The 21,096-nt window shown below is 36.8% G+C and carries 18 protein-coding genes; 4 read left to right on the top strand and 14 right to left on the bottom strand.

The window, feature by feature from the left end:
• Positions 1-40 precede the first annotated feature (40 nt).
• Positions 41-2,773: a M16 family metallopeptidase gene (locus IO90_RS03995; protein ID WP_034964082.1), complete on the bottom strand. Its 2,733-nt coding sequence runs from the start codon at positions 2,771-2,773 to the stop codon at positions 41-43.
• Between the two features lie 107 nt (positions 2,774-2,880).
• Between IO90_RS03995 and ruvC the strand changes: the two genes are divergently transcribed.
• The 3 genes from ruvC to IO90_RS03980 all read left to right on the top strand — a co-directional run bounded on the left by ruvC (position 2,881) and on the right by IO90_RS03980 (position 6,219).
• On the top strand, positions 2,881-3,435 hold the full coding sequence (gene ruvC / locus IO90_RS03990) for a crossover junction endodeoxyribonuclease RuvC (RefSeq protein WP_034964080.1): 555 nt from the start codon (positions 2,881-2,883) through the stop codon (positions 3,433-3,435).
• A 118-nt stretch (positions 3,436-3,553) separates the two neighbouring features.
• On the top strand, positions 3,554-5,677 hold the full coding sequence (locus tag IO90_RS03985; RefSeq protein WP_034964078.1) for a helix-turn-helix domain-containing protein: 2,124 nt from the start codon (positions 3,554-3,556) through the stop codon (positions 5,675-5,677).
• A 47-nt stretch (positions 5,678-5,724) separates the two neighbouring features.
• Positions 5,725-6,219 carry a hypothetical protein gene (locus IO90_RS03980; RefSeq protein ID WP_034964077.1) on the top strand — a complete coding sequence of 165 codons (495 nt, stop codon included), beginning with the start codon at positions 5,725-5,727 and terminating at the stop codon, positions 6,217-6,219.
• Between the two features lie 116 nt (positions 6,220-6,335).
• Here the strand turns inward: IO90_RS03980 and serS are convergent, their stop codons facing one another.
• From serS to IO90_RS03915, 13 genes are all read right to left on the bottom strand, one after another.
• Positions 6,336-7,604, bottom strand: coding sequence for a serine--tRNA ligase (gene serS / locus IO90_RS03975; RefSeq protein ID WP_034964074.1), 1,269 nt, complete (start codon positions 7,602-7,604; stop codon positions 6,336-6,338).
• Positions 7,605-7,706: 102 nt separating this feature from the next.
• Positions 7,707-8,216, bottom strand: coding sequence for a hypothetical protein (locus IO90_RS03970; RefSeq protein WP_051878240.1), 510 nt, complete (start codon positions 8,214-8,216; stop codon positions 7,707-7,709).
• Positions 8,217-8,238: 22 nt separating this feature from the next.
• Positions 8,239-9,483: an oligosaccharide flippase family protein gene (locus tag IO90_RS03965; RefSeq protein ID WP_051878239.1), complete on the bottom strand. Its 1,245-nt coding sequence runs from the start codon at positions 9,481-9,483 to the stop codon at positions 8,239-8,241.
• Positions 9,483-11,129, bottom strand: a complete 1,647-nt coding sequence (locus tag IO90_RS03960; RefSeq protein WP_034964073.1) for a hypothetical protein — start codon at positions 11,127-11,129, stop codon at positions 9,483-9,485. The genes IO90_RS03965 and IO90_RS03960 overlap by 1 nt, the downstream gene beginning before the upstream one ends.
• Positions 11,126-12,247, bottom strand: coding sequence for a glycosyltransferase family 4 protein (locus IO90_RS03955; protein WP_034964072.1), 1,122 nt, complete (start codon positions 12,245-12,247; stop codon positions 11,126-11,128). The genes IO90_RS03960 and IO90_RS03955 overlap by 4 nt, the downstream gene beginning before the upstream one ends.
• Before the next feature lie 41 nt (positions 12,248-12,288).
• Positions 12,289-12,777, bottom strand: a complete 489-nt coding sequence (locus IO90_RS03950; RefSeq protein WP_034964070.1) for a hypothetical protein — start codon at positions 12,775-12,777, stop codon at positions 12,289-12,291.
• Positions 12,778-12,879: 102 nt separating this feature from the next.
• Positions 12,880-13,665 (bottom strand): (Fe-S)-binding protein, encoded by a 786-nt coding sequence (locus tag IO90_RS03945; RefSeq protein ID WP_034964069.1) that lies wholly within the window; start codon positions 13,663-13,665, stop codon positions 12,880-12,882.
• Positions 13,666-13,716: 51 nt separating this feature from the next.
• A complete protein-coding gene (locus IO90_RS03940) occupies positions 13,717-15,033 on the bottom strand; it encodes a (Fe-S)-binding protein (RefSeq protein WP_034964067.1) in 1,317 nt (438 codons plus the stop codon).
• Positions 15,034-15,036: 3 nt separating this feature from the next.
• A complete protein-coding gene (locus IO90_RS03935; RefSeq protein ID WP_034964066.1) occupies positions 15,037-15,990 on the bottom strand; it encodes an MlaD family protein in 954 nt (317 codons plus the stop codon).
• 120 nt (positions 15,991-16,110) lie between these two features.
• Positions 16,111-18,258: a SurA N-terminal domain-containing protein gene (locus tag IO90_RS03930; protein ID WP_034964065.1), complete on the bottom strand. Its 2,148-nt coding sequence runs from the start codon at positions 18,256-18,258 to the stop codon at positions 16,111-16,113.
• Between the two features lie 129 nt (positions 18,259-18,387).
• Positions 18,388-18,993, bottom strand: coding sequence for a hypothetical protein (locus tag IO90_RS03925; protein WP_051878238.1), 606 nt, complete (start codon positions 18,991-18,993; stop codon positions 18,388-18,390).
• Positions 18,994-19,007: 14 nt separating this feature from the next.
• Complete coding sequence (locus tag IO90_RS03920) at positions 19,008-19,577, bottom strand: hypothetical protein (protein WP_034964064.1); 570 nt, start codon at positions 19,575-19,577, stop codon at positions 19,008-19,010.
• A gap of 13 nt (positions 19,578-19,590) precedes the next feature.
• Positions 19,591-20,148, bottom strand: coding sequence for an RNA polymerase sigma factor (locus tag IO90_RS03915; protein WP_034964061.1), 558 nt, complete (start codon positions 20,146-20,148; stop codon positions 19,591-19,593).
• Between the two features lie 141 nt (positions 20,149-20,289).
• Between IO90_RS03915 and IO90_RS03910 the strand changes: the two genes are divergently transcribed.
• Positions 20,290-21,039, top strand: a complete 750-nt coding sequence (locus IO90_RS03910) for a Rossmann-like and DUF2520 domain-containing protein (RefSeq protein ID WP_034964060.1) — start codon at positions 20,290-20,292, stop codon at positions 21,037-21,039.
• Positions 21,040-21,096: the final 57 nt, after the last annotated feature.

Genomic DNA, 21,096 nt, shown 5'->3' with positions numbered 1-21,096 from the left:
AGATCACTGAGACGGTTTTTCATTTTTATAGAAATTACTATTATTTCTTGTTGAAATCTCCTGCAAATACAGAAGTCAATTTGTCTTCGCTAATGTATTTTCTAAGAACATCATTCACTTGAGAAACTTTAAGTGCTGATACTTTTGCCTCCAAAGCGTCATACTCTTCCAATGGAACGCCATACTGAAGTTGTCCATTGACCAAATTCATCAAGGTGTTGTCGTTTCCTAAACCTGTTTTTCTTGAGTTCAACCAAGATGTCAAGTTAGATTTGTACTCTTCTTCTGTGAAACCGTCTTTCACGGCTTTGTTCACTTCTTCTTTAAGGGCTTTGTTTACAGCGTCTTTCTTGGTCGGGTTGTAGAATGCGTACCAGCCCCAAGATGCAACATTGTTTTCAATTGGAATACTAACGTAAGAACCTGCACCATAGCTGATTCCTTCTTTCTCACGAAGTCTTGTCGGGATTCTTGCAGTCAAGAAACCGCCACTTCCCAACATTTCGTTGGCAATCACAAGCGCTGGATAGTCTGGAGATTTTCTGTCCATGGAGAAAGAGATTTTCCCTACCGCTGCGCCGTTTTCTTTGTCTGGAGTCAGATATTCTTTGTCTTGTTTCTTGGTTGCGAACAATTCTGGTTTGATGTATTCGTATTTAGATTTAGAATCCCATTTTCCGAAAGTACTTTCCAATAATGCAGAAGCTTCTTTTCCATCTACATCGCCCACGATGCTACCAACACCATTGTTACTTCCCAAAATTTTGTTGTAGAAATCTACAAGCTGATCTCTCTTAACTTTTTTGTTATTTTCGATTTGCTCCTTGGTAGAATTAGTGTAATAAATACTTTCTTTAGGATAGTTTTGAGTGATTTTTTCGATCTCATTGAATGCGATAGACTGTGGATCATTCAAAGAACCTTCCAAGTAAGTGTTATACTCGTTTACTGTTTTCGCCAATTCTGCTTCTGGGAAAGTAGATTCTGTCAAGATTTCTTTGATCAATCCCATTATTTTTGGCAAGTTTTCCTTGTACGTACTGAAGTTAACATACAAAGTCTGTCCTCCGAATCCGAAGTTAACATTTGATTTCAAACCATCTAGCATATCTTGGATCTGCTCTTTTGTTTTGGTCTTGGTTCCTGTTTTAAGAACCTGCGCCATTAGAGAACCTACGTCAGATTTACCATTAAGGTCTTTGTTGTTACTCACTGGGAAACGGAAACTTCCAAGGACTTTTCCACCTTTGATCTCTTTTTTGATCAAACCGTATTTCATCCCGTTGCTCAGTTTACCTTCAACAAGATTTGCTTTTAGATTTTTGATGCTTGCTTCGAACGGTGCTGTATCTTTTTCAAGTGCTTTTCCTTTGTAGCTGTCTGTAAGAGAAGCAATTTGCTCGTTGGAATATTCAACATTCTTCACTCTCACTTCATCTTTTGTCGGGATGAAAACACCAACTGTTCTGTTGTTGACTTTGAAATATTTTTCCGCCACTTTTTGAACATCTGCAACAGTCAATTTCTCAACGTTATCTCTGTAAAGCATTCCCAATTTATAATTTCCAGCACCAACAATTTCCGTTAGGTTGATTGCAGATCCAATTGTGTTGTTCTTAATGTTTTCGATTTGCTTAAGAATCTTCGCTTTTGCTCTGGCAACATCTTGCTCTGTATATTTGATGCTAGCAACTTTGTCCAATTCTTTACGGAACTCGGTTTCAGTTGCTTTGATGTCCTTATCAGCAGGAACTTCCAATCCGAAATACATAAAACTCGCATCTCTCACCAATGGTTGATATGCATAAACAGAAGCTGCTTTTTGAGAATCGATCATCGCTTTGTAAAGATATCCAGAAGGATCTGCAGTCAAGATCTCCTGCAAAGCATCCAACGCTGCATAATCTTTGTCGGCATAAGGCGCCGTGTGGTAAAGTGCCCCAACAACTTTGCTGTCTCCAGCACGTTTCAATTCTACAAAACGCTCGCCGTCCTGAGGTGGCTCAACGGTGTAAGGCGCTTCAAGAACTCTGCTAGGTTTTGGAATAGTTGAGAAGAACTGAGAAATATATTCCAACGTTTTTTTCTCGTCAAATTTTCCTGCAACAATCAAAGTTGCATTGTCTGGCTGATAATATTTTTCATAGAATTTTCTAAGTGTCACAGCTTTAACTCTTTCTACATCTTCTTTACTTCCAATCGTGCTGTTACCGTAGTTGTGCCAAAGATAAGCAGTGGAAACAATTCTCTCCATCAAAACACCACTTGGACTGTTTTCTCCAATTTCGAACTCATTTCTTACAACAGAGAATTCTTTATCAAGATCAGATTGAAGAATCGTTGCATTGATCATTCTGTCTGCTTCCATTTCCAAGAACCATTTTAGGTTTTCATCGTTAGATGGGAAAACTTCGTAATAGTTGGTTCTGTCGTACCAAGTTGTACCGTTGGCATTTCCACCTTTGTCAGACAACATTTTTTTGATATCACCTAATTTTTTCGTGCTTTTGAACAACATGTGCTCTAGCAAATGCGCCATTCCTTTTTCCCCGTAGCCTTCGTGTTTGGAACCCACATTGTAAACGATATTTACAACGGCGTTGCTTTGAGACGGATCCGAAAGTAAAAGGACTTTCATTCCATTGCTTAAGGAATATTCTTTGATTCCTTCTGTGTTACTAATGAATTTTGGTGTTTCAGCTTTTTGAGAATATACAGGCGTGTAAAGACCTGCATAAAATACGACCGCTGCAGTCAGTAGAAGATTCTTCATGTTTGATTGTTAAATTTTTTTTTAGATTTTATAAATTTAATAACTTTTTATTTAAATATATATTGTAGTAATAATTTTTATGAAAATGTTAACGTAATTTTGCAATTATGCAGGTTGAAAAAATAATTTTAGGAATCGATCCAGGAACTTCCATTATGGGTTTTGGAATCATTTCTATCAAAGGCGGAAAAATGGAATTGCTTGCAATGCACGAGCTTATCCTAAAGAAATACGAAAATCACGAGACAAAACTCAAAGTGATCTTCGATAGAACATTGGCTATCATTGACGCATATCATCCGGACGAAACAGCTTTGGAAGCGCCATTCTTTGGGAAAAATGTTCAAAGTATGTTGAAACTCGGGAGAGCGCAAGGTGTTGCCATCGCAGCAAGTCTCCACAGAAACATTCCCATCACCGAATATTCTCCTAAAAAAGTAAAAATGGCCATCACCGGAAACGGAAACGCCAGCAAAGAACAAGTTGCCGGAATGCTCCAAAATCTTTTGAAATTAAAGGAATTTCCAACCAAATATCTCGATGCGTCCGATGGTTTGGCAGTTGCAGTTTGTCATCATTTCAATTCCGGAACTATCACAACAGACAAATCTTATTCTGGCTGGGACAGCTTTTTGAAACAAAATCCTGATAGGATCAAATAGTTGTAGAATTTTATTTTTTGTCGGGCTGAGGTTCTCGAAGTCTTTCTATCTAATCATTTGCCTTTTTCTTGTCTCTTATCACTTGATTCTTGTCTCTTGATTTTCTATCTTTGAATCGATGAATAATTCTCTTTTTGAAATCGTAGAACACACCAACCGAAGCATTTTTCTCACAGGAAAAGCAGGAACCGGGAAGACTACATTTCTAAACGACTTTGTAAAAAAAACCAAGAAAAAACACATTGTAGTTGCGCCAACAGGAATCGCGGCCATCAATGCTGGTGGCGTTACCATCCACTCGATGTTTGGCTTGCCACTCAGAACTTTTCTTCCAACCACAGAAAGAATCGACCAAAATCTCGGAAACAACATTCCGGATCTGATGGTCCATTTCAAATACCGAAAAGACAAGCTGAAACTTCTCCGCGAAATCGAAATTATCATCATCGATGAAGCCTCGATGTTGCGTGCGGATGTTTTGGATATGATGGATTTTTCTTTGAGACACGTTCGCAGGAATCAGCAGAAGTTTGGTGGCGTTCAGATGTTGTTTATCGGCGACCTTTACCAGTTACCTCCAGTTGTGAGAGATGAACATATTTTGGGAATGTATTATCCATCGCCATTTTTCTTTCACGCCAAAGCTTTGGAAGGCAGTAATTTCATCACGCTGGAACTGACCAAAGTTTACCGACAAACCGATGAACATTTTCTCGAAATCCTCAACGCCATCCGAGACGGAATTACCGGAGATATCGACTTCGAAACGTTGAACGAGAGATATCAACCAGACTTCGACCCAAAAGATGAAGCGTATGTCTATCTCTGTTCGCACAACAAAATGGCGGATGACATCAATCAAAAAAAAATAAAAGAACTCGGCGGAAAAGCACATTCCTACACAGCCGATGTGAAAGGTGATTTCAAGGAAACACAATATCCGAACGATGAGGTTTTGGAATTGAAGATCGGAGCACAAATTATGTTCATCCGCAATGACACCTCGCCTGACAAAAAATATTACAACGGAAAACTCGCTCAAATCTCTTATCTTGATGAAGACGAGATCTCTGTGATTCTCGACGGAAGCGAAGAAGAGATCACTTTGAAAGCAGAAACCTGGGAACAGAAAAAATATTCTCTGGATGATGAAAAGAACATCAAAGAAGAAGTTTTGGGAAGTTTCAAACAGTTTCCGATTCGATTGGCCTGGGCGGTAACGATTCATAAAAGTCAAGGTTTGACCTTTGACCGATTGATCATTGATGCGGGGAAAAGTTTTGCTTCCGGACAGGTTTATGTGGCACTTTCGCGTTGCCGAACTTTGGAAGGCATTGTCCTTAAATCTAAAATTACGCCCGAAGTGATCTTTAGTGACAAACGGGTTTCGAAGTTTCAGGACGAGACACACGCCAATTCGAAAATCGAGGAAATCCTTAATTCTGAAAAGTACGATTACAGCATTCAGAAAGTCATTAGAAGAATCGATTGTGTTTGGTTTGTTTCCGCCTTGGAAAGCTGGATGGTGATGACCCGAAGTAGCAAATCCGTTGATAAGGACCAATCGCAAAAGCTTTACATCACTTTAAAATCCGAAATAGAAAATCTGAAACTTATCTTTCAGAAATTTGAAAGGATCTTGCTTCAGAAAACCCAGAAATTCCTGAAAGGTGAAGAGGAATGGCAAGAAGTTGAGGTCAAAGCAAAAGGTGCGGTCAATTTCTTTTTCGCGAATGTGAACGAGAAGGTTTTCTCTCCGCTTAAAGATTTTTATTCCGAGACGAAGGGCGTGAAAGGTTTGAAAGCTTTTAACGAGGATTTTCGCGTTTGGCTGGATGATTTGGAGGAATATTTGAAAGATCTGAAAGACGTTCATCTTTTGGAAACACCTTTGTTCGACAAAGAAAAAGATGCTGTGATCTCTATGTCTATCAATAAAGTTCCGACGCACGTTTTGACCTATCAATTGTTCCAGGACGGAAAAACCATTTCTGAAATTGCGAGAGAACGAGGTTTGGTAAACTCTACTATTTTTGGGCATTTATCTAAATATGCTGAGCAGAATTTGCTAGATAAAAGCGACTTGCTAAGAATCTATCCAAAGGAAAAAGTGAATGCTTTCGAAAAGGTTTTCAAGCAAAGTCCAAAAGAGAACATCAATGATTGGAAAACGGCCTTGCCTTCGGATTTTGATTATGGTGAGATCCGGTTGATCTGGAACTATTATTTGAATTTGAAATAGTCCTTCGACTCCGCTCAGAAAGGTGATCTTAAAAGAAATAAAAACTAATGAACAACGAAAAAACATTTAAAACGAAAACAGGATTTTGTCATATTTTACCAGACAAGATTGTTTTGACACGTGATGGAATAATCGGAAATCTTTCAGATTTGACAGTCGGTAGCAACATTTTAAGAATTCTAATAATCTACAGTTTTCTTTCTATTGGACTTTTCTATTTAGCATTTGACAATTATAAGAATGGACAAATGATCACTTCTATACTGTTTGGTCTTCTAGGCATTTATTTGGCTTACGGAACATTAAATAGTTTAAACAACTCAGCAACATCAATTATTGAACGTCAAAAAATTAAAAACGTTAAATTGAAAAAAGCAATCGCAGGATTGACTCGTTCCAGGTTTGAAATATTTTTTGAAGACAATGAAGGTAGAATTAAAAAAAGATTAATTATGCTTCCAGGTTCATTAACAGATGGAAGTGTTGAAACTGAAAAAGCAATTAAAATAATGACTGACGAAAAACTACTAATAAATTATTGATAGACAGCGTAAATCAAAATTAAATTTATAATTCTACAAGTTAAAACTGAGTATATAATTGAAATAAAATAGCCACAAATAAACTTTGTGGCTTTTCTATTTTTAAAGAACAAGAATTAATTGATCAATTCAAATCTTGCATATTCTGCGATTTTCTTTGGCAATTTGATGCCGTCTGCGGTTTGATTATTTTCTAACAAAGCGGCCATAATTCTTGGCAAAGCCATTGCAGAACCGTTTAGCGTGTGAACCAATTGCGATTTTCCGTCTGCTTTGTAACGGCATTTCAAACGAGTTGCCTGGAACGTTTCGAAATTGGAAACAGAACTTACTTCCAACCATTTTTCCTGCGCTGCGCTCCAAACCTCGAAATCATAAGTCATTGCCGATGCAAAACCTGTATCGCCTCCGCAAAGTCTCAAGATTCTGTATGGCAATTCCAAATCTTCCAAAATAGATTTAACGTGCTCTACCATTTCTTCCAAAACAGCATAAGAATTTTCCGGTTTCTCGATTCTTACAATCTCTACTTTCTCGAATTGGTGAAGTCTGTTCAGACCTCTAACGTGCGCGCCGTAACTTCCAGCTTCTCTTCTGTAACATTGAGAAAAAGCCGTGTTCATAATCGGTAAATCTCTCTCGTCGATGATGACATCTCTGTAGATATTGGTCACAGGAACTTCAGCCGTTGGAATCAAGTATAAATCATCTACGCCAACGTGGTACATTTGTCCTTCTTTATCAGGCAATTGTCCTGTTCCGTACCCAGAAGCTTCATTCACCACGTGTGGTACATTCACTTCCTCATAACCTGCTTCTGTATTTTTGTCTAAGAAATATTGAACCAAAGCGCGTTGCAATCTTGCACCTTTCCCAAAATAAACAGGGAAACCAGCACCAGCGATTTTAACGCCCAATTCGAAGTCGATCAAATTATATTTTTTTGCCAATTCCCAGTGTGGGATGGCGCCTTCTCCAAGCCCTTCTACCGTTGTAGATTCGTAAACAATCTCGTTGTCATCGGCAGAAACGCCGGCTACGACTTTCTCGTAAGGTACATTTGGGATCTGATAAAGAATGGTGATCAATGCTTTCTCGGCTTCAGCAAGTTGAGATTGTAATTCTTTGCTCGATTCTTTGTATTGCGAAGTTTTGGATTTTGCCACTTCAGCTTCCTCTTTTTTTCCTTCTTTCATCAAGATTCCTATCTCTTTCGAAATTTTGTTCATCTCGGAAAGTTGTGAGTCAAGCTCAAACTGTAATCTTTTTCTTTCGTCGTCCGCTTTGATAGCTTCATCGACCAAATCTAATTCCTTGAAGCTTCTTTTCTTCAAGCCTTCCAAAACGCGCTCTTTGTTCTCGCGCAAAAAATTAACCTGTAACATAGATATGTTTAAAATTTAAAATTTAAAATTCGATGTTGAAAGTGTAAAACTTTGAATATTGAATTCGAAACTTTGAATGATTAGAGTGCAAATTTAGGGATTTTATTTCACGATTGTGACAATGTTTGGCTCTCCTTGGATTTTTGTGAATTTCAGATCGCCATTGTACCAAAGTTTGGAAATTTGAAACAATGATGGTGTGGATTTGTATTCTATCTTAATCGTATCATCATCTACAAAAGGCGTTGTAGAATTGCTCGGTCTGGATAATCGGATAACAAATTGAGAATAATAAGTTTCTTCATTCTCATTACTCAAAGAATCGATTTTTAATCTAATGGCGCCGGCTGGATAATCAAGATAAGTCAAAGTATCAGAATCCTTTAACAAACCAAATCCCGAAACAGGAATCAAATCTCTGATGCCCAAAATATCAAGCAAGGCAACATTGGTAAAAGACCCTGGAATTCTCGAATTTAACAAATCCGGATTGGTCGAACTCTTGAGATAAAGTGTCAATACCTGATCTATGGTTTGCGTTTCTGCCTCGTCTCTCTGGCAAGAGAAAAGAAGCAAAATAGCGGATAAAATTGTAAATAGTTTGAGTTTCATCCTTGCAAAGATAAAAATTCTTTCACGACAATTTTCGGTAGTAGGACAAGAATCCACCCATTAACAACAATCCGGTTATTAATAAGGTTACAGACTGCGAAATCGCCATTCCTTCCACTCCAAATTTCGGAACCAGAAACATAGAAAAGCCGACCAAGATAATCAAAGCAAATGCAGAAATAATCGTGTTGTACTCCATTTTTCCAACCGCTGATAATAAGTTTCCGTAGAGATTTCTCATCAACATATTAAGAAGAAAAGCGCCTGTTAAAATCAGAAAAGAGATTTCAATTCCTTCATACTTTTCTCCAAAAAATAATTTCACGATAAAATCATCAAGCACAAACATTGCGAAGAAAATCCCTAAACAAAGCGGGATAAAAATCTTGTAATAATTTGAAATATAATATTTTAAGAATAGTTTGTTGCTATGATTTTTAGCCAATTCCGGAAAATCGCTTTGCATAAAAGTCATTGCAATGAAGGTCAAATTAGCTGGAATCAAAATAGCGGTTTTGTAATTGGCAACTGCAGATTCATCCATCAAAAAACTTATTAGTATAATATCCATCGAAAATAAAGCATCACTCAGGACTGCGGTGCCAGCGGTGAAAAGTCCATATTTCCAGATTTCATTTTTGGAAATTTTCAGTTCAATTTTTTCTGAAAAACGAATATTTTTAAACCAAAATAATGAAAAGAATGGCATCAGCATCATTGCAATCAAATAACCGATGATTCCAAAAAAATAAGTAAGAATCAAAATCAAGATCAGACCTGAGATATTGACCACATTGTTCAGTCGGGCAAATTCATGGTTTTTCCCATTGATCCTTAATTGCGACTGAATGTGATTGTAAAAAAAAACGCCTATCAATCTTACTGCAAAGGCAATGAAAATTAGAATGATTTTTTCGAATTTATCAAAATAAAAAAATGAGCATAGCAAAAAAATCAAACTCAACACGATCTGGTAGTAAAAACCCTGTTTCAATAGATATGCTGATAGTACATTTTTATCTTCTGTGGTTTTAGCAATTGAGCCATATCTCAACAAGATCTGCTGACTTCCAAATCCGCTAAATGCAAGAAAGACAGCCAATAGGGAGGTTACTATACTTACCAATCCAAAATCATTTTCGGACAATAATCTGATGACGATCAAAGCACCTACAAAGCCACAAATCTTCGCCACAAGCAAAGATCCAAAGACAAAATGACCTTTGTTTTTTAGAAAATTTCGTAGAAAGTCGGACAGGTTTCCCACTATTTGAAAAATAATTTAAAAATAGCTAAAATATTGACACCCTGACTTTTCTGATAGAAATCTTTTTGTTCGAAAAGAAATTCCACATCTTGTCTCAGCTCCGGATAATCTTCCAAACGCCAAATATTTTCTTTGAAATAAGTTTGATAATAATCCTGAATATCCTGTGAATTGTAATAATAAAATTCGTACGGGTACATACTTATTTTATTGATTTGCTTTCTGATCTTGGAGTTCCAAATCTTCGAAATTCTCTTTTTCACCTTTGGACCAAACGTACTTTTCCATTGTGCGTTCGGCTTCATTCCTGTTTTTTCCCAGATATAGTCACTGGCATTTGGTGTCAATTGATTCAGCCATTCCAAGTAGAGTTTCTGATTGATTTTCCACTTTTCCGGAAGACTGATTGCAAATTCCAACATCGTTTTCGACATGAATGGCGAAGTTTGATAAGCATATTGCTCAATCACTTGAGCACCTAAAACCGTTCTATTATAAGCAACATTTCTGAGGTAAAATAACTCTTCTGATTCGTAATGGTTCAGAACTTTTTCAAAATCTGATTTTACTTTTGTAAGAAATTTTTGGTTGACAACGATTTTAAATTCTCCCGGTTTTTGACGAAAGGGAACCGTATTAAAACCACCTAAGATTCCGTCACCAATAGAACCGCTATGCACAATTTTGAAGTCTTTATTTTGTAGATTTTCAAAAGCATATTGAACGTGAATTCCTCCTGTAAACAAACCGCAACCTTCTGAAAGTTCTGTTAATCTATCTATGTATTTTAGATAATCACCCCCATCAAGAGATTGAAATTTATAAGGGATTTGATAGTCTTTTGCAATGGTTCTAGAAATAGTTTCGTCCAAATAGCCCGATTGGGAGAAACAAAATGCTTCGTCTGGTTTATAACCCAATTTCTCAGCGTACAACAATCCCATTCTACTATCTAACCCGCCACTGAGTAGGGTAAAGTGTTTGGAATCAAGCTCATTATCTTTCCCATATTCCATAATAATATTTTGGGAGAATATGGCATCCAAATCCTGAATTGCTTTGTTTTTAGAATGTTTGAAATATGTGACATTTTCCAGATCAAAGTATTTTTTCTCAAGAATAATTTGCGTTTTCAAATCGATTTCCAAGTAGTGTCCATCTAGAATTTTGAAGACATTGTCAATCGGCGTTTCATTTTCAAGCATATTTCCAAAAGTCAATAATTTGTAAAGATTATCGATATCGGGAGTAACAGAAATTTTGTTTTCTTTCAAAGATTTGCTTAATCTTACTAAGTGAGAATCGATGAAAATTTGTCTATTTTGTTGCGTATAGAAAACACGTTGAGTAGAAGTCGGGTTGGTAAAAACAAAAAGTTTATTGTCCAATTTATCCCAAACGTAACCACGAAATTCGCCGTCGAGTTCATTTATGGAAGCAATTTTCTTTTCTTTATAAAATTTCTCAAAAAGGACCGAAAAATCAGAATAATTATTCTGTTGTAAAAGTTGAGTTTTATTTAGAATAATACCTTCAACAGTAATTTCGACAGTCTCGTCTTTCACGACAAAAGAGTCATACCCATCAGCAAAAAAAACCTTTGAGTCAATGGTGTTAGAAATGTTAATTTGGAAACCCTTCATCATTTCACAACTTGATTATAAATAGCAGTAAACTGTGTGCAGATACTTTCTTTGGAAAAGTTGTCCAAGACGAATTTTCGGAGTACTTCTGGCTTTTGAAGGTTCATTTTATGATTCACAAAACTTTCGATCGATTGGTATAATTCTGATTCATTTGCCTTTTCAATAAGAACACCCAAACCTGGTTTTACAAATTCTGGCACACCGCCAACTGCAGTTGCAATGACAGGTTTGCCACAAGCATAAGATTCTAAAATTACGCAGCCTTGAGTTTCGTTATCGCTGAAAAGAATAAAACAATCTGAGGCTTGCATTTTATTTGCGACTTCAGCATAACTTATCTCACCGAATACTGAAATATAAGATTCGGCATTTAATTTTTTTACGAGATCTATCAACGTCCCTGTGTCGCCATCACCACCAATTTCTAATGAGACATTGGATCCATTTTGTTTTAATTTATGAACTGTCTCGATGATTTGATTAGGACGTTTTCTCGGAATCAAACTGGAGACGTGCAGAAATTTGACGGTTTCAGATTCTTGACCTTGTTTAATATCAAAAACCTCGGTATTTACCACGTTTGAAATTACCTTCATCTGCGTTTCGATACCAATAGACCTTAGACTGCTTAAAAGGTTTTCACTAACGGGAAGAATGTAACTTGCATTGTTTGCAATGTACTTTGCAATTCTTTTTATTTTTTCCGATGTTTTGGAAAGATTCTGATGTTGAAGCGCCGTCCAATGTTCTGTCACCACAAACGGAATTTTGAATTTCTTCTTGAGGTAAACCGCGAAAAGCATATTGTTGTGAAGCACGTTGGCGTGCACTAAATCTGGCTTTTGCATTTTGGCAAATCCCATTTTGTACGCTTTTATTCTTCTAATGAAATTCTGAACTGGATTGCTGGAATTTTTGTAATAAATCACCAAAGTTCTGATTCCATTTATAACTTTGTCATCAAAAACATAAGTTTCTTTCTGGTCAAAATCTCCGATGGTATGAAGAATTTCCACATCGTGTTTCATCGCAACCGCTTCTGCGTGGCGTTGCACAAAGTTGCCGTTCGTAGGTTCTAATTTGTTTGGAAACCAAGAAGAAAGGAAAAGTATTTTCAAAGTTTGATTTTGAAATGATTGAATCTTGAATTAATGAAAAACTAAGAAATCGTAGAAGCCCAACTTCTGCTGAAAGGCTGTAAAAAATGACTCAAAAAATCTAGATACGTGTTCTTGGAAAAATCAAAAACCTCGATCTCTTTTGACAATTCGCCACTTCTGATCTTGTTTTTAAAATCAATTAGTTTCAAAGTTTTGACTTCACCATTTTCTACGAAGCTGGCCTTCATTCTATCAAATAGACCAAGCTCAAACTCTGCATCCAATTCTCTCATTACTTTGCCCAAAGCATCAATGCTACAGCCGGAAGCCACTTCTTTTTCCTCATCGACACAGATGATGATGAATTGGTTTTTCTCAATCTTGAAAGAAGAAGAAAGTTCCCTTCCGTGTGCTGCCCAATCGCCTAAAAAATCGTACAATCTCTCTGCAATGGTTTTGCTTTCTTTGGCTGTAAAAGGTCTTGAAGCGGGATATATAATCACTCGGTAATCGTTTGTTTCAACGATTTTGGATTCCTCGATTTGCATAATCTGATTTTAAAAATATAAAATTACGGATTTTTATCCAATTCTGTAAACAGGAAAAACCCAGAATTGATCTGGGTTTTTGTATTTATAAATGTAGTTGAACTACAAATCTTCCGCTTCCGCCAAAAGCTCCACGATGTCTTTAACTTCTACTTCTGTATTTTTGTTGAAATGTTTCACGCCGTCTGTCATCATCGTATTACAAAACGGGCAACCCGTAGCGATGATTTTTGGTTCAAATGAAAGTGCTTCTTCCGTTCTCTCAACATTGATGTCTTTGTTTCCTTTCTCAGGTTCTTTGAACATCTGTGCACCTCCAGCACCGCAACAGAGTCCGTTGGTTTTGCAACGTTTCATTTCCACCAATTCTGCATCCAATTTTTCCAGTAGCATTCTTGGTGCTTCATATTCGTCATTGGCTCTCCCCAAATAACAAGGATCGTGGAATGTGATTTTCTTTCCTTTGAAACTTCCACCTTCGATTTTCAATCGGCCTTCATTCATCAAATCTTTCAAAAATTGAGTATGATGCAAAACTTGATAGTTACCGCCTAAACTTGGATATTCATTTTTCAAAGTATTGAAGCAATGCGGGCAGGCCGTCACGATCTTTTTGATTTCGTAAGCGTTCAGAACTTCGATATTGGTCAAAGCCATCATTTGGAAAACAAACTCGTTTCCGGCACGTTTTGCGGGGTCGCCTGTGCAAGATTCTTCTTGACCAAGAACAGCAAACTCAACTCCGATTTTATTGAGCAGTTTGCAAAAAGCTTTGGTTATTTTTTTAGCTCTGTCATCGAAACTTCCAGCGCAACCAACCCAGAAGAGGACTTCTGGTGATTTGCCTTCTGCAGCGTAATCGGCCATTGTTTTTATAGTGAAATCCATTTGTTGTAAAATGTATTTTGTATTAATGTAAAATGTATTTTTACTTTTAGATTAATCTTTTGCCCAATTCAGACGATCTGCCTGATTGTACTGCCAAGGTGCGGCATTGTTCTCCACGTTCGTCATCATCAAGTTTAATTCTTGTGGCGCTGCAGATTGTTCCATTACCAAAAATCTTCTCATTTCGAAAATAATCGATAGAGGATCAATCAGAACCGGACAAGCTTCTACGCAAGCGTTGCAAGTCGTACAAGCCCAAAGTTCTTCTTTGGTGATATAATCGTTCAATAATTTTTTGCCGTCATCTACAAACTTCCCACTGTTGGCATTGATGTTTTTCCCGACTTCCTCCAATCGATCTCTGGTTTTCATCATAATCAACCTTGGTGAAAGTTTCTTACCTGTGATATTCGCTGGACAAACCGAAGTACAACGACCACATTCTGTACAGGAATAAGCGCTCATCAACTGATGCTGATCCAAATCAAAAATATCTTCTGCTCCAAATTTCGATGGAACTTCTGTTGCGCCTTCAGCCGGTGCAGCGTAAGGATCTGCGTTTGGATCCATCATCAATTTGATTTCCGCAGTCACAGAATCCAGATTGTTGAATTTTCCTTTTTTCTCAAGATTCGCAAACCAAGTATTTGGAAATGCTAAAATGATATGAAGATGTTTTGAATAATAAAGATAATTCATAAAGAACAAGATCCCAACAAAGTGAAACCACCAAGCCGATTTTTCGATAATATGAAGTGTGTCTACACTGAAATTCTGGAAGAATGGAAAAATGTACTTTGAAATCGGAAAATTGCTTCCGAAGCGATTTGCATCTGCATAATAATCCGCGCCATTCATTGTGAAGAAAGCAACCATCAAAGCAAATTCGATGATCAAAATCCAGTTGGCGTCATTCTTTGGCCATCCGAAAAGTTCTTTCATCGTTAACCTTTTTACACCGTAGAAATTTCTTCTAATGAAAAATACCACAACTGCGATAACAACCAACAAGGCTAAGATTTCTAAAAATGATGTGAAAAATGCGTAGAAAGATTCACCTAAAATGCTTTGCAAAAATCGATGTGTTCCGAAGATTCCATCAATGATGATTTCTAACAACTCTATATTGATAATGACAAATCCAACATAAACGAAAATGTGCAAAATCCCTGCAATCGGGCGTTTCACCATTTTGCTTTGTCCAAGCGCAACTCTGGTCATTATTGCCCAACGCTCAAATTTTCTATCGGTTCTGTTGATTTCTCTTCCTAATTTGATATTGCGATAGATTTCCTTTAGACTTTTGAAAAACAGTCCGAAACCTACAACCAGAAGAATCAGGAAAATAACATTATCAATATATTGCATAAATTACTTTTTGTCTGCGTTTTTACCAAAAACAGAGAAGTTTACATATCTCTTAGGATTTGCTTTGAAGTCTTCTACCAAAGCATTCAAGTTTTTGGAAGTCTTTTCTAGATTGTTGTAAAGCTCTTCATCTTTCGCCAATTTACCAAGCGAACCTTCGCCGTTTTGTATGCCGGAAATAACGTTATTTAATTTTCCAGCCGTTTGGTTGAACTGGTCGATCGTTCCATTTAATTTTTCGATATCTACACGTTCTGCAACACCTCCAAATTTGTCAAGTGTTTTATTGGCTGTCAACATCGCTGCATTGGCATTCGCAACCACTTCGTGCAAGCCTTTTTCGTTGCTTGCCAAGATAGAGTTGGTTCTGTCTGATGCACCTTTGAAAGATTCAATGGTTTTATTAAGATTTGAAAGCAACAATTTGATCTCCCTCCTGTTTTGCTCATCTACGATTTTGTTGGTGCTTGCCAATGTAGAATCTAACTTTAATAGAACATTAGACAACTGATCTTTCACTGGTTTTACTTGAGACGACAATGAGTTCAACATTGAAAGTTGATAATCTCCTTTTAAAGTATCACCATCTTTCGCTGTTCCTCCGCCATAAGCCAGATTGATTCTTAACTCTTTTCCGGACATCAAACCTGGTTCGAAGATCTCGACCGTTGATTGTTTGGCAAATTCAAAATTATCATCAATGGTCAATTTTACAACAAAGTGCAATTTGCCATCTTTGGTTGTGATTGGTTTGATCTCATCTACTTGGCCCACTTTCAAACCGTTTATAGATACAGGATTGGAAGCAGACAGTCCTTCTACATTGTCATACTTTGCGTAGAAAACATTATCTGTGGTAAAAAGGTTTTTACCTTTCATAAATTGATAAAGTACTACGAATCCTATGATGGCGAAAATGGCTATTAATCCTGTTTTTAATTCTTTACTTAACTTCACGTTGTGTTGGTTTTAACTAATTAGCAAATATATGAATATTGGTTTTATAATGGATATAAATTAAAAACAACAAAAGCGACAATTATGCCGCTTTTTGTTATTTCTGATATAATTTCTGAATTATTGTTGAGGCGATTTGTCCCAAACTTCAATTCTGTAATCTTTGATTTTTGCATTATCCTGCAGACTCTTCAAGAATGCACCGGTAAACTGCTGAGAGTTCTGTTGTGTGATAGATTCTGTAATCTGCTTGATATCTCCTGGCAATTTGTTTGTAGCCACAGATTTTTTAACAACAAGATAAACACCTGTCATCCCTTCGATTGGCTGAGACAATTTGTTGTTTGCAACACCAAACGCTGCTCCAGCAACTTTAGGTTCCATCGCTCCGTTTACAGAAGGATTGAAAACATTCACTTGTGCACTTCCCTTAGTTGTTCCAAAAGCTTTCGCTGCTTGATCTAAAGAGGCATATTTACCTGCATTGATTTTCTCAAGAATTTTCTTAGCAAGCACTTTATTTTTCACGATTGGCTCGATTTGATCTCTTACGGTTTCTGGATCTGCAAGACCTTCATCTTGTTTTCCGACCACGTAAGCAACAATTCTATCACCAGTACCTTCTACAGTGAAGATATCTGTATCACCAATATTTCTTTTTTTGTCAAATGCCCAAGCAATCACCTCTGCATCTTTGTCCGTTCCAATTCCTGGAAGTGTTCCTTGGAAACGACCAACAGTTTTAGGATTTTCGAATCTGTATTTGTTTTTCTCAGCCAAGTTTTTAAACTGATTAAAGCTTTTACCTTGAGTTTGCTGAATAAATCTAGTTGCCTGAGTTAAAACTTGATTTTCAGTTTTGTCAGATGCTTTAATATTTTTAGCAATGTGAGCTACTTTATACTTTAAACTTTCTGGTCTCTCATCGACTTTGATAATATGGAAACCAAAATTTGTTTCAGCCAATCCAATGTCACCTTTTCTATGAGATGCTAAAAAACTTAAATATCCTGGCGCAAATGGAGATGAAGGCGTCGTCCAACCAACACTTCCATTTCTTTCTACAGCATTTGGCTCGTCTGACTGTTTAAGATTTTCATTGAATTTTGCTGGATTTGATTTAACTTCAGCTAAAATTTTATCTGCTAAAGCTTTTGCTTCTTCTTTTGATCTTGTAGCCGTTGATCTTTCTGCTCCTTTATAAGCAATTAAAATATGACTTGAGCTTACCGAATCTGAAGGCTTCATCTGTCTGTCAAGTAATTTTGAAACCACATAAAGCGTTTGTTCTTTGTATGGCCCAAAAGTCTGCCCTATAGATGCAGTGGCAACTTTGTCTTTAATCTCCAGTGGTAACTGAGAAGTAGTTACATATTGAGGAATAAAAGGAACATCAGAATTAAGTTCTACAAACATAGAATCATTCGTCGTATTCTGGAAGTTTTCCGCGCCATTGGATGCATCTGTTCCTTTAAGGAAAAGTTTATTGATCTCGTTCAAAGTCGCTGCATCATCTTGAGCACTTGGTGCTGCTGGGAAGTAAGCGTAAGCAAGATTTCTACTAGCTGTAGCCTTGAATCTTGTTGGATGTGCTTTGATGTAATCTGCAAGATCTTTAGTCGTAACTTTTACATTGTTCTTTTTAGAAAACTCCAGGTAATCTACTTTTACAAAATCGATGTTTGCCATCTCATCACGGAATTTCACCATCAACTCAGCTTCTTTTTTGCTGGTTGTGATTCCAGAAGTGATGTTTCCGAAAAGCATTCTAGCCATCATTCTGTACTCGATCGCTTTTTTGTTTTTCAACCAGAAGGCATAGTTCTCAGGACTTGTAGCTTGAGATTTTTCGATTTCAGATTTAATATCATTAAGCTTGAAGTTTCCCTTCTCGTCAAAATATTGCTGACTCTGTGCAAAGATAGGATCATACTGCAATTGGCTCCAGAAAACCTCGTCTGTAAGCTCAAGTCCAGTTTTGTCAAACTGCTGCTTGATCAATTTTGATTGCACAAGAACTTGCCAAGCCTGCTCTTCTAGACCTTTCGCAGGTTGCCCCTGTTGCTGAGCTTGCTGTTGCATGATCATCAATTGGTCATTGAATTCGTCTCTTGTAATATCCTCGCCATTCACCTGTCCAAAAACGTTTGGATTCTTCGAAAACATCTTATCAAAGGTATCTGCGTTGAAAAGAAATGCAAACAATCCCAAAGCAATAACGCCTAACAGAAGCCACGATCTTTTTCTAATTTCACCTAAAATTGCCATTTATAGTATATATTTATAATCAGTGTGCGAAAATACATAATTTTAACAGAATAGGAAAAATTATTTGCAGACAATTGCAAATGTGGCAGATAAAATAAAAAAAACCTCTAAAAATTAGAGGTTTCTGAGTTATTTGTCATTTTTTTTATCCAGCATTTTCTCCCGCATCTTCCCTTCCGTTTGGAAAAGCGTCAGAACTTGCTGAGGAGAGAGTATTTTCAGGAATTTATCAGCATAGGCCTTTCTATTATTGAGAAGTTGTTGTCCAACATCAAAACTTTGATTCAGGCGTTTTGTCGCTTCTTCGTCAGAAAGATTGTCTAGATTTTTATCTACGAAAAATTTTTCTTTGATCTGTTTCTGATTGTTTTGATACTCAGCATAGAGATTTTTGAACTCTTCCTGTTTTTCTTTAGGAATATCTAGATCATCAATTACGATGTTTTCTTTCATATTTTGGAGAAAAACGGTTCTGTCTTTTACGGACATATTATTGACAGCGGCTTTCCTTTCTTTCATATTCATCGACTGCCATTCGGAAGTTCTTGGAATGGACTGTTGCCTCTGTTGCATAGTGCCAGATGGCGAAAAGGAACTGGCTGATCCACTATTTCTTAGCGTAGGCGTAGAGCCACTTGATCTACCAGCTGTATTACCAGAACCTCTTTGCTGAGCTTTGGCTGTGATAGTAGAGGATAATCCGGCAATCAAAACAATTAATAATAACTTATTCATCTTTTTGATTTTAATTAATTATAAAGGTCGAGATACACGTCTTGCTCGCTGTTTCTGTCGATGTCTTTCAATTGATCTGGTGTGAACGCTGCAAGAACCTTTTCAACATCCATCGCAGATTTTTTCTTTGTTTCAGAAGCATAACTTTGTGTGTCTGCCATATTTCTATCAGCAGAAACCTTATTTTTAGAATGCGATGCAACCGCTAATGTTGACACTTTTGGTTTCAAAACTTCAGTTTGCGTTTCCGCGACCGTGTTGTTTTCAGCCATTAGATTTGGTGCATTTTCTTGGATTGGTTGATCTACTTTGTACACGCTGTCAACAATCACAGATTGTTTTGCCATAGAAACCTCTGGGTCATTATTAAATCCTAAGAAAGCTGTGATTCCGCCAATCAAAATCACGGCTGCCGCGGCCATCCATTTGAAATCAAGAGCGAAAACTTTTGTTTCTTTTTTCACGACCACTGGATTTTTCCCAACTGTTTGTGAAATGACATTCGCCTGCATCTGTTTGAAAAAATCCTCGGAAGGTTCCGGATACGGCGTTTTTCTGTTTAGTTTTTCTATATCGATTTTCATTTCCTTTTATTTTTTAAAACTCTTGCGAGTAATTGTCCTTAATATAACTTTCTACTTTGTCCTTGGCGTAGTGATAATTCGTTTTACAAGTTCCGACAGACATATCCAGAATATTCGAGATTTCCTCATAAGGCAAATCATCATAATACCTCATATTGAACACCAATTTCTGTTTCTCTGGCAAAGTCTGAATCGCCTTCTGCAAAAAAACCTGAATCTCCTCAGCATCTTGTCCCGCATTATCTGCGACCAGATTCTGCATATGATATTCCGCATCTTCATCTGTCTTTTTCATCCTGTTCATTTTGTTGAGTGCTTGCAAAGCCTCATTGGTAGCAATTCTGTACAACCAAGTGTACAATTTGCTATCACTTTTGAACTGATGAATATTCTGATACGCCTTGATAAATGTATCCTGCAAAACATCCTGAGCGCCGTCGTGGTCGACTATCAACCTACGGATATGCCAATAGAGACGACTCTGATAAGCATCCATCATTGCACGCAAACCTTTCTCTACCGTTTGAGGTGCAGTTAGCAGGTTTACAATTTCCTCATCTTTGAGCTTCATTCAGATGTTTCGTAGTTTTGATTAAAAAATAAGACCAAAGTTAAATTATTTTTTCAATTTCTTTGGATAAAGCTAAATCTAAAATCGAGCCTCAAATATTATTAATCAAATCCAAATCATCAAATCCTTATCTTTGTTGTTATGAAGACAGTAATCATCGGCTCGGGAAATGTGGCTTATCATTTGGCAAAAGCTTTCACTCAGAATAATATTAAGGTTCATCAAATCTATGGACGAAACGAAATTGAACTTTCGAAAATTTCAAATGAGTTTAATATTCCCTATTCTAATGAAAATTTGGAAGAAGCGGAACTTTACATCATCGCCGTTTCTGATTCTTCTGTGGAAAAGGTTTCTGAATTAATTAAAAATGAAAATGCGCTTGTTGCTCACACTTCTGGTTCTCTCCCAAAAGAAATCTTGAAAGGCAATTACCGAAAGGCAAGTTTCTATCCTTTGCAGACTTTCTCAAAAACCAAAAATCTGGATTATTCCAAAATTCCATTTTTCATTGAAGCTGATAATCAAATTGATGAAAAATCTCTATTTGAATTAGCTTCCATCATTTCTAATAATGTTGAAATTTCAACTTACGAAAAACGCAAATACATTCATTTGACCGCCGTTTTTGCTTGCAACTTTGTGAATCATTTGTTTGCAAGAGCTAAGGAAATTTCGGATTCGCAAGATTTAGATTTTAATTATTTCATTCCTTTAATTAATGAAACCGTAGAGAAAATCCATCATCTCGACCCAAAATTGGCTCAAACCGGACCAGCTGTGAGAGGCGACGAAAGAGTTTTGAAACTCCACGAAGAATTGATTAAAAATGAAGAGGAACTCAATATTTATAAAACGCTGAATGAATCGATTAAAAAAATGTATCAATAATTCTGTAACATTTTAAAAAATCCTGCACTAATTATTCAGAAACAAAAAATATAAAAT

Source organism: Chryseobacterium sp. FH1 (assembly GCF_000735135.1).
In the GTDB taxonomy this organism is placed as follows: Bacteria; Bacteroidota; Bacteroidia; order Flavobacteriales; family Weeksellaceae; genus Epilithonimonas.
The sequence above is the reverse complement of the archived record's forward strand: the minus strand, read 5'-3'. Positions and strand labels throughout refer to the sequence as shown.

Coding starts and splice junctions, on each gene's coding strand:
- IO90_RS03915 (WP_034964061.1), bottom strand. CDS start 20,148: ATGAAGCTCAAAGATGAGGAAATTGTAAACCTGCTAACTGCACCTCAA.
- IO90_RS03950 (WP_034964070.1), bottom strand. CDS start 12,777: ATGCAAATCGAGGAATCCAAAATCGTTGAAACAAACGATTACCGAGTG.
- IO90_RS03910 (WP_034964060.1), top strand. CDS start 20,290: ATGAAGACAGTAATCATCGGCTCGGGAAATGTGGCTTATCATTTGGCA.
- IO90_RS03960 (WP_034964073.1), bottom strand. CDS start 11,129: ATGATGAAGGGTTTCCAAATTAACATTTCTAACACCATTGACTCAAAG.
- IO90_RS03920 (WP_034964064.1), bottom strand. CDS start 19,577: ATGAAAATCGATATAGAAAAACTAAACAGAAAAACGCCGTATCCGGAA.
- IO90_RS03940 (WP_034964067.1), bottom strand. CDS start 15,033: ATGCAATATATTGATAATGTTATTTTCCTGATTCTTCTGGTTGTAGGT.
- IO90_RS03995 (WP_034964082.1), bottom strand. CDS start 2,773: ATGAAGAATCTTCTACTGACTGCAGCGGTCGTATTTTATGCAGGTCTT.
- IO90_RS03925 (WP_051878238.1), bottom strand. CDS start 18,993: ATGAATAAGTTATTATTAATTGTTTTGATTGCCGGATTATCCTCTACT.
- ruvC (WP_034964080.1), top strand. CDS start 2,881: ATGCAGGTTGAAAAAATAATTTTAGGAATCGATCCAGGAACTTCCATT.
- IO90_RS03970 (WP_051878240.1), bottom strand. CDS start 8,216: ATGAAACTCAAACTATTTACAATTTTATCCGCTATTTTGCTTCTTTTC.
- IO90_RS03980 (WP_034964077.1), top strand. CDS start 5,725: ATGAACAACGAAAAAACATTTAAAACGAAAACAGGATTTTGTCATATT.
- serS (WP_034964074.1), bottom strand. CDS start 7,604: ATGTTACAGGTTAATTTTTTGCGCGAGAACAAAGAGCGCGTTTTGGAA.
- IO90_RS03985 (WP_034964078.1), top strand. CDS start 3,554: ATGAATAATTCTCTTTTTGAAATCGTAGAACACACCAACCGAAGCATT.
- IO90_RS03945 (WP_034964069.1), bottom strand. CDS start 13,665: ATGGATTTCACTATAAAAACAATGGCCGATTACGCTGCAGAAGGCAAA.
- IO90_RS03930 (WP_034964065.1), bottom strand. CDS start 18,258: ATGGCAATTTTAGGTGAAATTAGAAAAAGATCGTGGCTTCTGTTAGGC.